This is a genomic window from Kytococcus sp. Marseille-QA3725, from assembly GCF_054950055.1.
On the sequence record NZ_JBUCLA010000001.1, the window covers coordinates 365,707 to 379,098 of the forward strand.

Below are 13,392 nucleotides of genomic sequence, written 5' to 3' on the forward strand. Positions count from 1 at the left end.
GTCCGTGGCGGGGATCGCGGCGTGGGCCGACCGGGGCCTGACGGTGGTGCCGCCTACGCTGTGCGCGTGGCAGACACCCGTACCCGACGTTCCTCGACCACCTCCCGCTCGACCGCCTCCCGCTCCGCCGGAGGAGCGCGGCCCGCCCGGGGTGGTTCGCGGAGCCGTGGGCCGGCGGAGGGGCGCAGCCCCCGGTCGTCGGGAGCCAAGGCGGCTCCGCGCGGGGGATCCGGTGCACGGGGTGGCTCGCGCAGCCGCAACGCGCCGCAGCGCCCGGCCGGCTCGGGTGTCCTCGGCCGCGCGGTCGCGGGGGTCTGGAACGGGCTGACCGGTGTCGTCGGCGGAGCCGTCCGCAGCGTCGGCGGGTCCGCCCGCGGCCTGGAGCGCGACCACGCGCGCGACGGCGTCGCGTTCGTGCTGCTCGCGCTCGCGGTCATCATCGCCATGCGCGAGTGGTGGGGCCTGGCCGGTGCGCTGGGCGGGGCCATCCACGCGGTGGCCGCGGGCACCTTCGGGGTCGTCGCCCTGGCGCTCCCGCTGCTGCTGCTCTGGGCCGGGCTACACATGATGCGGCGGCCCGCGGACCAGGCGGACAACGCACGACTCGTGGTCGGTTCGGTGGCGGCGGTCTTCGCGGCCTGCGGGCTGACGCACGCCGCTCTCGGCTTCCCGGACGCGACCCACGGTCTGGGCGGAGTGCGCGAGGGCGGAGGGATCCTCGGCTACCTGGTGGCCAATCCGCTGCGCGTCGGCCTGACCGGTGTGGGTGCGGTCGTCGTGCTGGTGCTGCTGGCACTGTTCGCGCTGCTGGTGCTCACCGCCACGCCGGTCCACCGCATCCCCGACCGGCTGGTCGAGCTGGGGGACCGCCTGTTCCACCCCGGTGACGTGTACGACGACGAGGTCGAGCACGACTCGCGCGGCTTGCCGCGTCGGCAGCGGGACGAGGAGGACGAGACCGCCCCGCGTCGTCGTCGGCGCCGGGAGGTGGACGAGGACACCGTCCCGTTCGACCAGGCCGCGGAGGTCGACGACTCCTCGCGTCGCCCGGTGCGGACCGCCCGCCGGACCCGGAAGGCCGACCTGCCGGAGGAGCCGGTGGAGGACTCCTCGACCCGCGCCCTGCCGGTCCAGGAGGAGGCGCAGGACGAGGCGGCCTCCCCGGCGCCGGAGGAGAAGCCCGCCCGGTCGGCCCGCCCGGGTGCCAGGCCGGGTGCGAAGCCGAAGCCCGCCCCCGAGCCGGACCCGGTGCCGCCGCCCACCTCGCAGCTGCCGCAGCGGGTGGAGCAGCTGGCGCTCTCGGGCGACATCACGTACACGCTGCCGGACACCTCGCTGCTCAAGCCGGGTGGCCCGCACAAGGAGCGCTCCGCGGCGAACGACGCGGTGGTCGCGGCCCTGACGAACACCTTCGACGAGTTCAATGTCGACGCCGCGGTGTCCGGGTTCACCCGTGGCCCGACGGTCACCCGCTACGAGATCGAGCTCGGCCCGGGTGTGAAGGTCGAGCGCATCACGGCGCTGTCCAAGAACATCTCCTACGCCGTGGCCAGCGCCGAGGTCCGGATCCTCTCGCCGATCCCGGGCAAGAGCGCCATCGGCATCGAGATCCCGAACACCGACCGCGAGAACGTCTCGCTGGGCGACGTGCTGCGCAGCGACAAGGCCCGCAACCAGACGCACCCGATGGTGATGGGCGTCGGCAAGGACGTCGAGGGCGGCTACGTCATCGCGAACCTGGCCAAGATGCCCCACCTGCTGGTGGCCGGTGCGACCGGATCGGGTAAGTCGAGCTTCGTGAACTCGATGATCACCTCGATCCTCGTGCGCGCGACGCCGGAGGAGGTCCGCATGGTGCTGGTGGATCCCAAGCGCGTGGAGCTGACCGCCTACGAGGGCATCCCGCACCTGATCACCCCGATCATCACGAGCCCGAAGAAGGCGGCCGAGGCGCTGCAGTGGGTGGTCCGCGAGATGGACCAGCGCTACGACGACCTGGCCAACTACGGCTTCAAGCACATCGACGAGTTCAACAAGGCCGTCCGCGCCGGCAAGGTGCAGACGCCCCCCGGCTCGGAGCGGGAGCTCGCTCCCTACCCGTACCTGCTGGTGGTCGTCGACGAGCTCGCCGACCTCATGATGGTGGCCCCGCGCGACGTCGAGGAGTCGGTCGTCCGCATCACTCAGCTGGCCCGTGCCGCCGGCATCCACCTGGTCCTCGCGACGCAGCGCCCGTCGGTGGACGTCGTCACCGGCCTCATCAAGGCCAACGTGCCCAGCCGCATGGCCTTCGCGACATCCTCCCTGGCCGACTCCCGCGTGGTGCTCGACCAGCCCGGTGCGGAGAAGCTCATCGGCCAGGGTGACGCGCTCTTCCTGCCGATGGGGGCGAGCCGCACCCTGCGCGTCCAGGGCGCGTGGGTGAACGAGTCCGAGATCGTCGACGTGGTGGCCCACGTGAAGGGCCAGTTGTCCCCGAGCTACCGCGAGGACGTCACCCAGGCCGCGCCCAGCAAGCAGATCGACGAGGACATCGGCGACGACCTCGACGTGCTGCTGCAGGCCACGGAGCTGGTGGTCAACACGCAGTTCGGCTCCACCTCGATGCTGCAGCGCAAGCTGCGCGTCGGCTTCGCCAAGGCCGGTCGTCTCATGGACCTCATGGAGTCCCGCGAGATCGTCGGCCCCTCCGAGGGGTCCAAGGCGCGCGACGTGCTGGTGACTCCGGAGGACCTGCCGGCCACGCTCGCCCGCCTGCGCGGCGAGGAGCCGCCCGAGGACGCCGCGGAGGACGCGGCGGCGCAGGCCGCGGCCGATGGTTCGGTCGACGATGAGCCGACCGCTCCCGAGCAGCCGTCCGAGGTGGACGGTGCGCCGGCTCGTCCGGCCACTGACCGCTACGCGCAGGTCGACATCGGTGAGGGGGTCGTCTCCGAGGAGGAGGAGGACGACGACGAGGACGCCTGGCAGCTGACGGGCCGATGATGTACCGCAACCGGGTGCGGCCGCCGACACCGTGGCACGTCAGGGCGCGTCGCGGCATCGCGAGCAATCCCTCCGCGGTGCTGCTGGTGGTGCAGCTGCTCAGCGTCATCGCCTACCCGTTCACCAGCGCGAGCGGTCCCGGACGGCTGGCGATCGCCCTCATCGGCCTGCTGGTGCTGGTGCTGGCTGTGCGCGCGGTGCGGCGCACCCCGCTGCTCACCTGGGTGGCGGTGCTCGTCGGGGGGCCGGCGGCCCTGCTCACCGTCGGGGAGGTGGTCTGGCCCGACGTGGCGGGCGTCCAGCTGGCCTCGACGATCTTCCACGCGATCTTCTACTTCTACGTCGTGTTCGCGCTGCTGGTCTACATGTTCGCGGACAACTGGGTGACCAGCGACGAGCTCTGGGCCACCGGGGCCACCTTCACGGTGGCCGTGTGGGCCTTCGCCTACACCTACGGGGCGGTGCAGATCATCTGGCCGGGCTCCTTCTCCGCCCCCCACGGCGGTGAGCTGACGTGGTTCGAGCTGATCTTCCTGTCGTTCACCACCATGACCGGCACCGGGCTCTCGGACATCACGCCGGCGGGCAACCACGCGCGCTCGTTCATCATCCTCGAGGAGATGGCGGGCATGAACTACGTGGCCCTGGTGGTCGCCCGCCTCATGGGTCTCACGCTGGCCAAGTTCCGCGGCCGCTGAGCGGGCCGCGGAACCGGCAGCGGGTTCAGCCGTCCAGCTGGCCGATGCGCCAGCGGCGGCTGGGTTCGTCGGAGAGCACCTCGGCCACGGTGTCGGCCGTCTCCAGCACCCGCAGCACGTTCGCGCCGCAGAGCTTCTCGAGGTCGTCCCGGCTCCAGCCGCGGTCGTCGAGCGCGGCCAGCAGGCGCGGGTAGCCGCTCACGTCCTCCAGCCCGGCCGGCAGGGAAGGGGTGCCGTCGTAGTCGCCGCCGAGCCCGATGTGGTCGATGCCGGCGACCTCGCGCAGGTGCTCCACGTGGGCCACCACGTCCTCCAGGGTGGCGCCGGGCACCGGGTGCTCCTCGGCCCAGGTCTCCATGAAGGGCTCCCACCCGTCGTCGGTGGGCTCCAAGCCGGCGGCCCGGGCGGCCTCCTCGCGCTGCAGGCGGTGGTCGGCCGCCCCCTGGTTCACGAAGCTGGGCACGAAGGTGGCCATGCAGACCCCGCCGTTGTCGGGCAGGCGCTCCAGCACGTCGTCGGGCACGTTGCGCGGGTGGTCGGTCACGCCGCGGGCACCTGAGTGGGTGAACAGCACCGGGGCACGGGTGGCGGCCAGGGCGTCGCGCATGGTGCCGGCGGAGACGTGGGAGAGGTCCACCAGCATGCCGATGCGGTTCATCTCGGCCACGACCTCGGTGCCGAAGCGGCTCAGCCCGCCGATGTTCACCTCGTCGGTGGCGCTGTCCGCCCAGTCGACGTTGCTGTTGTGGGTGAGTGTCATGTAGCGCACGCCCAGCTCGCGCAAGAGGCGCAGCGTGGCCAGGGAGTTGTTGATGCTGTGGCCGCCCTCGGCACCCATGAGGCTCGCGATCCGGCCGGCCGCGTGGATGCGCCGGACGTCGGCGGCCGTGTCGGCCAGCTCGAGGCGGTCGGGGAAGAGCTCGACCAGGGCGCGCACGCGGTCGATCTGCTCCAGGGTGGTGCTCACGGCGTCGTCACCCGCCAGGTGCGCGGGCACGAAGACGCTCCAGAACTGGGCGCCGACGCCACCGTCGAGCAGGCGCGGCAGGTCGGTGTGGGTCTCGGCCGTCGTGCCCAGGGTGCCGGCCCCGATGTCGGCCACCGTGAGGTCGGTCGACTCCGCATCGGCTGCGGACAGCGCGTGCAGGCGCCAGGGGAGGTCGTTGTGCCCGTCCACGAGCGGGACCTCACGGAGCAGCGAACGGATGGCGGCGATGTCGGTCATAGGCCCCATTGTGCCCGGAGGCGTCTATACAGGTGGTAGCCGAACCGTCTATCTGAGGGAACCACCCGAGGACGCGCCGAGTGCAGGCAGCGTGATTGCCACGGTGGCATACGGGTTCCCCCAGAATCGAGGCAGCGCGGCGGGTCGGTAGGTGCAGGGGGTGGACAAACGGCTGGAACTCGATATCCTCGCAACCGGGCCGTTTCCGGCCTGGGGAGGGCCCAGATCGCACATCGCAACTCACGAAGAGTCACCGTGAACGTCAAGACGCTCGGCGCCGAAACATTCGGCGCTCAGACAGGTCTGGCACCTGCCGGTGCCAGCTGCTGTTGCTGCAACTGCTGGACATGTTGTTGCTGCTCCTGTTGTGCGGTGGGCGCCGCAAGCGCCTGCAGCACGCTGGATAGCCGAGAACTTTCTGGCGGGCTGTACCCCGTCTGAGAGCGAGGTCTTCAATGTCCGACGCCATTGCGCCCGTCATGTACGCGACCATTCCGACAGCGACCTACTACCCGCTTACCCCCAACGAGGTGATGGTCAAGGGGAGTCTCTTCGAGGGCTTTACCGTGCTCATTGAGGACCCCGATTCCCGCAACCTCACAGACTCGTTGATAGGTAAACTGCAGGAGCGTCCGCACACTGTTTCGGAACTAGTGGAGTCGACGGGCGCAGTGGCGTCGTACGACGCGCTTGAGTCGCTGTTAGAGGATCTCGTTGACGGCGGCGTCCCGATTCGATCGTCAACGGATCGCGGAGCAAGCGAGCGGGAGGCAGCGTGGCACCGATTTGTTCGCTTTGGCGTTCTCCCGCCCAATGACTTGCTGATGAACGTCACGGTGGTGGCCGACTCGGATATCTCTGAGATTCTCGAGGTGGCCAATGACTGGGGGATCCCGACGACTCAGGAACACTCCTCTGAAGTCGAGTTCCAGGCCTTTCAGCGTGGCAGTGAAACAAATGAGGGGGCTGACCAGCGAGTCGTCGCGAGCAGGACCGCGACACCCCTTGTGCACGTCAGCACCACCGGAGGCCGAACTGCGCAGCAGACTTTCAATTCTGAGGCGGCTCGGAGTGGTGTTCCGGTCCTGTACGTCACAGTCGACGGAGTTGAAACGGTCTTGGGTCCTTACGTCGTTCCCGGCGAGACAGCATGCTATTGGGAAGCGGAACGACTCCTGTCTCGGACGGTGTCTGACCGCCCGTACATGGATGTTCTGGACCGAGCACGCCGCCATCAATGGGGGGCGCAACCTGCAGAGGCCGGTCGCGCGATGTTTGCCGTCGAGCTGGCCGTCGCCGTGCTCGAGGTTTCACTACGTGGGACGTCCCAGTTTGCTGGCCAGGTTCGGCACGCACGTGCCACCTCTCTCCAGTCCTCCGTCCACCAGGTGATGCGCCTGCCGCGATGCCCGGTATGTGACCCCCTGACCCCCCAGCCGCGAAACGCGCTTTATTGAAGGAGGACGGAATGAGTTCCAGTATCCCGGAAGATATCACACTCATTGGGGATCCCACTGGTGAGACTTTCTGGCGGGACAGGCTGAGTGACTGGGACGAAGTGAACCGGGCGGGGGAGACCTTTCTTCTCAATTCGCATGTCACGCCGACACCTACTCGTCGCACACAATTAGTGCCGCCTGATAGTCGGGAGCAGGTTGCTTCGTGGCTCCGGTCATCCACGCCGTCGCAATCCACAGGACAGGAAGACGACGATGGGTCCGCATCCGATGGCCTCTTGAGGTCATTCGGTCTCTCTTGGGAAGACCTTCCCGCCGCCCACGAAGGTTGGCGATTTTCCACTGAATTATACTTGATCGCCGAAAGAGCCGTCTACCTGACATCAAACCGTAGATTGATTCGAGGGCAGTCACTTACACCGGCAGCCTACGCCGATCTCCTCGCACCGAGCTGTCTGCCGTTCGCGGACGAGGAGGCAGATCCGAATAGTGGAGTGATCGTGGTGGTAGGCGTGCCCAACCGGCAAGCGGCCATCGGAGGACTGCGTGGGTATCGCAGCGCGCTTCTTGAGTGCGGGGCTGCTTTGATGGAGTTGCAGATGATCCTGGAAGGACGCGTAGAGGCGAAGTGGCATTCGCAGTTCTATGATGAGAGGGTTTCGCGAATCCTTGAACTGGACGGTCTTGAGCGATTCATTGCGGGGATCGCGACCGTAGACCGCGTGACGGAGGCAGCATGAGGGAGAACGAAGATCCGCTCGAATGGTCCGAAGAGGTCGGCGAGGGGTTGGTAAGACTTGCACGGGAGAATGGAGTTGAGGGTGGCACGGCTTCAGCTTCGATCCTCAACCTCCTCACCAGGATCTCGACCGCTCCTGACTCAACTTTCGCGACGCCGCCTGAGCACGTGCGTGCCATTCCTTCGTCACCGCCCATGACGCCACCGGAGCCGGCGCTCGCCTCTGATCACACATTTTTCGACGTGGTGAAGGCGCGAGCGTCAAGGCGGGACTTCACGGGTGCGCCGTTCAGCGCGGATCTGGCGCGCTCCCTCTTGGCCTGGTCCTTCGGAAAGCGGGGAGACGTGCCGGCGTACGACTGGGATGGCTTCCCCCAGAGGTACGTGCCGAGTGCTGGAGGACTAGTTGGTATCGACGCCTACTGTCTAGCATTCAACGTGGAAGGTCTGGAGCCGGGCTCCTACTACTATGATTACGAGCGTGGAATGGTCCCAATCTTTGAAGGTGGCGCCGCTCACGTGATCGCGGGCGCAATGCCCGGGCAAGAGTGGGTGGAGCGCGCTGCTATGCTCGTCGTGCTGGTGGCAAATACCAGTCGTGTTGACCAGAAGTACGGGTCCATGGCTGCGAAACTGCTCCTGCTCGAGGGAGGCGCAACGGCCGCCCACCTCGAGTTGGTGGCTACCGCGCTAGAATGTAGGGCCTGCATCCTCGGGGGGCTTCCTCACGGACCTATCCGTGAAGTGCTAAATCTTGACGAGACCCGGGTCCCTCTCGTCTCGCTAGCCATGGGGGCTCGAGCATGACACTCGCGCAGATCGTCGGAGTGTGCGCGCTGGGAGCGCCACTCTTGCAATTGATTGCCATGGGGTTCATCGGTTACCCGATCGCTCGCCGTTCCCTTGCGGAAATGGAGCGTTTCAATCGTTCCGGATTACTGTGGTGGATCGGTGTCCTGTTGGCCATCGTAGTCTTTGCAATGTGGGTGGCGCCCTCGCTTCTGGGTGTTTCGAGCCCTGATTCCGCGCCCGGCTGGGTCACGTGGATGATCTGGACTGTGGGCGGCATGGTGGTGCTGCTAATCAGGCTCATCCGATCTGAGGGTGTAGTCGTGGTCTGAAGCCGCCGGCTTCGAGGAGGGATCGGGCGACGTAGTGGGTCAGGTTGCGGAAGCCGAGGGCGGACCCTCGGAGGTGCTCGAGGCGGCCGTTGATCGCCTCGGTCGGGCCGTTGCTCGTGCCCGGCAGGTCGAAGAATGCGAGTACGTCTTCGGCCCGCTTGGTCAGCGTCCGCCCGAGCGTGACGAGCTCGCTCAGGGCGGTGGGAACGCCACGAGTCACCGAGTCGATCACGGCGGTCATCAGTGCCCGGCCTTCGCGCCGGTCTGGGTGGCGGTAGGCGGCGATCATGCGTTGGTAGATGCCCCAGGTCGCCTCGACCTCGACGTGCTCCTCGTCGGCGAACAGGGACTCGATCCTGCGGGCCTGCTTGTCGGTGAGCAGGTTGGCGCCAGTGTGCAGGGTCCGCCGCGCGCAGTAGAGCGGATCGCCGGCCCGGCCGCGGTGGCCGTGGAGATCTTGCTGGACCCGTCGGCGACAACGGTCCAGGGCGTCACCAGCGAGCCGGACCACGTGGAAGGGATCCATCACCGCGACCGCGTCGGGGAGCTCCTCGGCCGCAGCAGTCTTGAACCCGGTGAACCCGTCCATCGCCACCACCTCCACCCTGTCGCGCCATGCCTGGGTGCGGGCAGCGAGCCAGGTCTTGAAAGTGCTCTTCGATCGCCCCTGGACCATGTCGAGCAGGCGTGCTGGACCCGTCCCGTCGCGGATCGGGGTCAGATCGATGACGACGGTGACGTACTTCTCGCCGCTTCGGGTATGGCGCCAGACGTGCTCGTCCACTCCGACCACGGTGACGCCGTCAAACCGGGTGGGGTCATCGATCAGGACCCGTCGGCCCTCGGCCAGGACCGCGTCATTGGCGGTGTCCCAGGCCACTCCCAGAGCCTCGGCCAACCTGGCGACAGTCAGGTGCTGGGTCACCAGGGCCACCAGCGCCCACCGCACCGCTGCACGCGACAGCTTCGCCCGCCGGTCCGCCGCCGCAGTGGTGTCCTGGCGCCACACCCGCCGGCACGCCTGACAGCCGAAGCGACGCACCCGGATCAGCAGCGTGGTGGGCCGCCACCCGAACGGCTCATGCGCCAGCTGCCGGGTCACCGTGCCCCGCGCGGCGCCCTCGGCCCCGCAGTGCCGGCAGAACGCGTCGTCATCGCCCGCGACCACCCGGCATTCCAGCACCGCCCGGTCAGGCTCCACGCGCTGGCCAACCGCAACGAGGCCAAGCTCGTCCAGGCGGGCGAAGGTCGTCAGATCAGGGGCATCAAAGGTAAGTTCACGCACGTCGAGGTCTTCTGGTCGGGTCGGTGTAGGAACCCCCATCATCAGGGGACCTCGACCCCTACCTCGGCCCGGTCACACCACCACTGCTACACCCTCAGATCGGAAGAGCCCCGTAAGTTGGTGGACTTCCTGGGAATCAATGCCGGGGTGATGTTTCTCTTGGTCATCGGGATCTACGGCATGGGGGTCGGGCTTGCGTCGATGATCGAGTCCAGGACCTTGGCCGGCGCTGCGATCCGACCGGGGGGCGCCGGGTTGATCGTCGGCGCTTACGCGCTGGTCCTCATTCTTCTTGTTGTCGTAGGGTGGTCCATCTCCGTGCTGGTTCTGCGCCTTGGCTGGGACGCGGCGCTCCCTGAGAACGTTCCGATGGTCATCCTCCTAGCGGTGCTCGGGATGGTCTCGTTTCTCGGGCTGGGTACTGTCTTCGCTGCCTTAGGTGGCAATGCGCGAAGTGCCCAGGGTATCTGTTCGGCGTCTTTCTTCCCTTTGCTGTTCCTGTCTGGGGCGGTTTTCCCGCTGGAATCGTTTCCGTCGTTCGTGCAGCAGTTGGCGGAAGTGCTCCCGGGGCATCACGTGACCGCGGCCTTCACCTGGGCATGGTTCTCTGGCGAGCCTGTTCCGTCAGGCAGCCTAGTCTACCTGGCGCTCATGCCATTTCCGATCATCCTGTTGGCACTCTGGGCTCTGAACCGTCGTGAGGACGTGTGAACCTTGGGGGTGGCCGCCTTGGCCTCCTGACATCCGGGGCCTAGAATGGGGCCATGGGATTGGGGCCGATGAACGATCACTGCGATACTGTCGGGCGCAGCGTCCACATCGCGACCCTCGGTTGCACCCGCAACGAGGTCGACTCCGAGGAGCTGGCCGGGCGCCTCTCGGCCGCCGGGTGGGAGCTCGTGCAGGACGCCGACGGTGCGGACGTGACCGTCGTGAACACCTGCGGCTTCGTCGACTCGGCCAAGAAGGACTCGATCGACGCCCTGCTGGACGCCCACGACCTCAAGGAGGAGGGGCGCACCGGGGCCGTCGTCGCGGTCGGCTGCCTGGCCGAGCGCTACGGCGCCGAGCTGGCCGCCGAGCTGCCCGAGGCCGACGCCGTCCTCGGCTTCGACTCGTACGCGGACATGTCCGCCTCCCTGCGTGCGGTGCTGGCCGGCCACGCCCCCGAGCCGCACACCCCCGGCGACCGGCGCCGGCTGCTGCCGCTGTCCCCGGTCGCCCGGCAGGAGGGTGCCGCCGCGGTCTCGCTGCCCGGGCACGGCACCGCCTCGGCGCAGGAGCTGGCCGAGGCAGGACTGACGACGGTGGAGGACATCGCCCCGGTGGAGCCGGGGGACGCGGGGCTGGACGCACCGGCACCCGCCTCGGGGCCCTCGACGATCATCCGCCGCCGCCTGAACGACAAGCCGTGGGCGCCGCTGAAGATCGCCTCGGGCTGCGACCGGCGCTGCGCCTTCTGCGCGATCCCCGCCTTCCGCGGGGCCTACCTCTCGCGCCGACCGCACGACGTGCTCGCCGAGGCCCGGTGGCTGGCCGAGAACGGCGTCAAGGAGCTCTTCCTGGTCAGCGAGAACACGACCTCCTACGGCAAGGACCTCGGCGACCTGCGGCTGCTCGACACGATGCTGCCGGAGCTGGCGGGGATCGAGGGCATCGAGCGGGTGCGCGTGAGCTACCTGCAGCCGGCCGAGATGCGGCCCGAGCTGCTGCGCACCATGGTCGAGACGCCCGGGGTGGTGCCCTACTTCGACCTCTCCTTCCAGCACGCCTCCGGCCCGCTGCTGCGACGGATGCGCCGGTTCGGCGACGCCGAGGGCTTCCTCGGCCTCATCGACCAGGTGCGCGAGCTGGCGCCCGAGGCGGGGCTGCGCTCCAACGTCATCTGCGGCTTCCCCGGCGAGACCGAGGAGGACGTCGACCTGCTGGCCGACTTCGTCGCCCGCGCGCAGCTCGACGTGCTCGGCGTCTTCGGCTACTCCGACGAGGACGGCACCGAGGGCGAGGGCCTGGACGGCAAGCTCCCCCAGGAGCTCGTCGACGAGCGGGTGGCCCGCATCCGCGACCTCGCCGAGGAGGTGATGGCCCAGCGAGCGGCCGACCGCGTCGGCGACCGTGTGAGCGTGCTCGTGGAGGCCGTCGAGGACGAGGGCGAGGCCGGCCTGCAGGTCGTCGGTCGCGCCGAGCAGCAGGGGCCGGAGGTCGACGGCGTGACGGTCCTGGTGGACGCCTCCGGTGCGCCCGTCGAGGCCGCCGCGGGCGACGTCGTGGACGCGACGGTGGTGGACAGCCAGGGCGTCGACCTGGTGGCGCGCGTCGAGGGGAGCGCGGCATGAGCACCGCCGGCCGGAACGGGGTGGACGGGACCGACGTGACGACCGCGGGCGATCCGCCCCAGGCGAGCCCCTGGAACATCGCGAACGCCCTGACGGTGCTGCGCATCCTCATGGTGCCGCTCTTCGTGTGGCTGGTGCTGCGCGACCCGGGCGCCGGGCAGGAGCACCTCGAGCTGTGGTGGGCCTTCACGGTGTTCGCCCTCGCGGCGATCACCGACCGCATCGACGGCGAGCTCGCCCGGCGCAAGAATCTCATCACCGACTTCGGCAAGATCGCCGACCCCATCGCCGACAAGGCACTGGTGGGCTCGGCGCTGGTCTGCCTGAGCCTGATCGACATCCTGCCCTGGTGGGTGACCGTGGTCATCCTCGCCCGCGAGCTGCTGGTGACGGTGGTGCGCTTCGTCGTGATCCGCTACGGCGTCATGGCGGCCAGTCGCGGTGGCAAGCTCAAGACGGTGCTGCAGTCGGTGGCCGTCGGGCTCATGCTCATGCCCGTGGGTGGCATCGTCGCCACCGTCGCGTGGGTCGTGATGCTGGCCGCGGTCGTCGTGACCGTGGTGACCGGCATCGACTATTTCGTCGACGCCCGCCGGCTGTGGGTGAAGGGCCACCGGAAGTCGTGAGCACGGCGCCGTCGGAGGGTGCTGCGGCACGTCTGGTGGCCGAGCTCACCCGGCGCGGGCAGACGGTCGCGGTCGCCGAGTCGCTGACCGGGGGACTGGTGACCGCGGACCTCACGTCCGTGCCCGGCGCCTCGGTCGTCGTGCGCGGAGGCGTGGTGTCCTACGCCACCGAGCTCAAGGCCGAGGCCCTGGGTGTCGACCCCGACCGGCTGGCCGCGACGGGTCCGGTCGACGGCGTGGTCGCCGAGCAGATGGCGGCCGGGGTCGCCCGGTGGGGCGGTGCCGACTGGGGGGTCTCGACCACCGGCGTCGCGGGGCCCGGGCCGGCTGATGGCCACCCGGCCGGGACCGTCCACGTGGGGGTGGCCGGGGAACACGGGACCCGGCACCGAGCGTTCCACCTGCCGGGTGACCGGGCAGCGGTCCGACGCGCCGCTGTGGACGCCGCGTTGGCCGAGCTGCTCGGCCAACTAGACTCCGTGGAACCCCTCGGGGAGTCCCGGCCGGACCGGCCGACCCCGGAGGGCGACACCGACCCCGACCCCCGGTCCTGACCGCGGGGCGACCGACCCGACGACCTGAGGAGGCGCGCATGGTGATCATTCGACGCGAGATCGGTGACGTCCTGCGCGAACGCCGCCGTCACCAGGGCCGCACCCTGCGCCAGGTCTCCTCGGACGCCGCGGTCTCCCTGGGCTACCTCAGCGAGGTCGAGCGCGGCGAGAAGGAGGCGAGCTCGGAGATGCTCACCACCATCTGCCGCGCGCTGGACCTCCCGGTCTCCCAGATGCTCAACGACGTGGCCGTGCGCGTGGCCATCGCCGAGGCCGAGGAGGCGATGTCCGTTCCGGACTCGCCGGCCGACATCCGCCCCGGCGGCCCCACCGAGGAGGCCCTGCGCCCCGCGCCGGTCGGCTGAC

The 13,392-nt window shown here is 69.0% G+C and carries 13 protein-coding genes; 11 read left to right on the plus strand and 2 right to left on the minus strand.

Translation table 11 applies throughout. The features are described from left to right. The first annotated feature begins 66 nt into the window (after nt 1–66). Both ACY8FT_RS01750 and ACY8FT_RS01755 read left to right on the plus strand, forming a co-directional pair. Entirely contained in the window at nt 67–2,985 is a 2,919-nt protein-coding gene (locus ACY8FT_RS01750; protein ID WP_462417226.1) for a DNA translocase FtsK, read from the plus strand. Further along, a complete protein-coding gene (locus tag ACY8FT_RS01755; protein ID WP_462417227.1) occupies nt 2,982–3,683 on the plus strand; it encodes an ion channel in 702 nt (233 codons plus the stop codon). The genes ACY8FT_RS01750 and ACY8FT_RS01755 overlap by 4 nt, the downstream gene beginning before the upstream one ends. Nucleotides 3,684–3,708: 25 nt before the next feature. On the opposite strand, the gene ACY8FT_RS01760 is transcribed toward ACY8FT_RS01755, so the two are convergent. Beyond that, nucleotides 3,709–4,908, minus strand: coding sequence for a dipeptidase (locus ACY8FT_RS01760; RefSeq protein ID WP_462417228.1), 1,200 nt, complete (start codon nt 4,906–4,908; stop codon nt 3,709–3,711). Between the two features lie 455 nt (nt 4,909–5,363). On the opposite strand from ACY8FT_RS01760, the gene ACY8FT_RS01765 reads away from it, so the two are divergent. The 4 genes from ACY8FT_RS01765 to ACY8FT_RS01780 are packed head-to-tail and all read left to right on the plus strand — an operon-like array spanning nt 5,364 to nt 8,225. Beyond that, nucleotides 5,364–6,365 (plus strand): TOMM precursor leader peptide-binding protein, encoded by a 1,002-nt coding sequence (locus tag ACY8FT_RS01765; protein ID WP_462417229.1) that lies wholly within the window; start codon nt 5,364–5,366, stop codon nt 6,363–6,365. Between the two features lie 11 nt (nt 6,366–6,376). Continuing rightward, a complete protein-coding gene (locus ACY8FT_RS01770; protein WP_462417230.1) occupies nt 6,377–7,105 on the plus strand; it encodes a nitroreductase family protein in 729 nt (242 codons plus the stop codon). Continuing rightward, entirely contained in the window at nt 7,102–7,911 is an 810-nt protein-coding gene (locus tag ACY8FT_RS01775; RefSeq protein WP_462417231.1) for a SagB/ThcOx family dehydrogenase, read from the plus strand. Before ACY8FT_RS01770 ends, ACY8FT_RS01775 begins: the two co-directional genes overlap by 4 nt. After that, nucleotides 7,908–8,225, plus strand: a complete 318-nt coding sequence (locus ACY8FT_RS01780; RefSeq protein WP_462417232.1) for a hypothetical protein — start codon at nt 7,908–7,910, stop codon at nt 8,223–8,225. The genes ACY8FT_RS01775 and ACY8FT_RS01780 overlap by 4 nt, the downstream gene beginning before the upstream one ends. On the opposite strand, the gene ACY8FT_RS01785 is transcribed toward ACY8FT_RS01780, so the two are convergent. Next, on the minus strand, nt 8,194–9,549 hold the full coding sequence (locus ACY8FT_RS01785; protein ID WP_462418377.1) for an ISL3 family transposase: 1,356 nt from the start codon (nt 9,547–9,549) through the stop codon (nt 8,194–8,196). The two genes, ACY8FT_RS01780 and ACY8FT_RS01785, sit on opposite strands and share 32 nt — an antisense overlap. On the opposite strand from ACY8FT_RS01785, the gene ACY8FT_RS01790 reads away from it, so the two are divergent. The 5 genes from ACY8FT_RS01790 to ACY8FT_RS01810 all read left to right on the plus strand — a co-directional run bounded on the left by ACY8FT_RS01790 (nt 9,490) and on the right by ACY8FT_RS01810 (nt 13,391). Continuing rightward, entirely contained in the window at nt 9,490–10,221 is a 732-nt protein-coding gene (locus tag ACY8FT_RS01790) for an ABC transporter permease (protein WP_462418378.1), read from the plus strand. The two genes, ACY8FT_RS01785 and ACY8FT_RS01790, sit on opposite strands and share 60 nt — an antisense overlap. Nucleotides 10,222–10,289: 68 nt before the next feature. After that, complete coding sequence (rimO, locus tag ACY8FT_RS01795) at nt 10,290–11,846, plus strand: 30S ribosomal protein S12 methylthiotransferase RimO (RefSeq protein WP_462417233.1); 1,557 nt, start codon at nt 10,290–10,292, stop codon at nt 11,844–11,846. Beyond that, the gene (pgsA, locus tag ACY8FT_RS01800) at nt 11,843–12,472 is read left to right on the plus strand and encodes a CDP-diacylglycerol--glycerol-3-phosphate 3-phosphatidyltransferase (RefSeq protein WP_462417234.1); all 630 of its coding nucleotides are present in this window, start codon (nt 11,843–11,845) and stop codon (nt 12,470–12,472) included. The genes rimO and pgsA overlap by 4 nt, the downstream gene beginning before the upstream one ends. After that, nucleotides 12,469–13,026 (plus strand): CinA family protein, encoded by a 558-nt coding sequence (locus tag ACY8FT_RS01805; RefSeq protein ID WP_462417235.1) that lies wholly within the window; start codon nt 12,469–12,471, stop codon nt 13,024–13,026. Before pgsA ends, ACY8FT_RS01805 begins: the two co-directional genes overlap by 4 nt. Before the next feature lie 38 nt (nt 13,027–13,064). Beyond that, entirely contained in the window at nt 13,065–13,391 is a 327-nt protein-coding gene (locus ACY8FT_RS01810) for a helix-turn-helix domain-containing protein (protein ID WP_462417236.1), read from the plus strand. The last annotated feature ends 1 nt before the right edge of the window (nt 13,392 follow it).

Bases quoted from the DNA above. Each gene is read 5' to 3' on its own strand.
- ACY8FT_RS01810 (WP_462417236.1), top strand. From the start codon at position 13,065: ATGGTGATCATTCGACGCGAGATCGGTGACGTCCTGCGCGAACGCCGC.
- ACY8FT_RS01760 (WP_462417228.1), bottom strand. From the start codon at position 4,908: ATGACCGACATCGCCGCCATCCGTTCGCTGCTCCGTGAGGTCCCGCTC.
- ACY8FT_RS01770 (WP_462417230.1), top strand. From the start codon at position 6,377: ATGAGTTCCAGTATCCCGGAAGATATCACACTCATTGGGGATCCCACT.
- ACY8FT_RS01765 (WP_462417229.1), top strand. From the start codon at position 5,364: ATGTCCGACGCCATTGCGCCCGTCATGTACGCGACCATTCCGACAGCG.
- ACY8FT_RS01775 (WP_462417231.1), top strand. From the start codon at position 7,102: ATGAGGGAGAACGAAGATCCGCTCGAATGGTCCGAAGAGGTCGGCGAG.
- ACY8FT_RS01780 (WP_462417232.1), top strand. From the start codon at position 7,908: ATGACACTCGCGCAGATCGTCGGAGTGTGCGCGCTGGGAGCGCCACTC.
- pgsA (WP_462417234.1), top strand. From the start codon at position 11,843: ATGAGCACCGCCGGCCGGAACGGGGTGGACGGGACCGACGTGACGACC.
- ACY8FT_RS01785 (WP_462418377.1), bottom strand. From the start codon at position 9,549: ATGGGGGTTCCTACACCGACCCGACCAGAAGACCTCGACGTGCGTGAA.
- ACY8FT_RS01755 (WP_462417227.1), top strand. From the start codon at position 2,982: ATGATGTACCGCAACCGGGTGCGGCCGCCGACACCGTGGCACGTCAGG.
- rimO (WP_462417233.1), top strand. From the start codon at position 10,290: ATGAACGATCACTGCGATACTGTCGGGCGCAGCGTCCACATCGCGACC.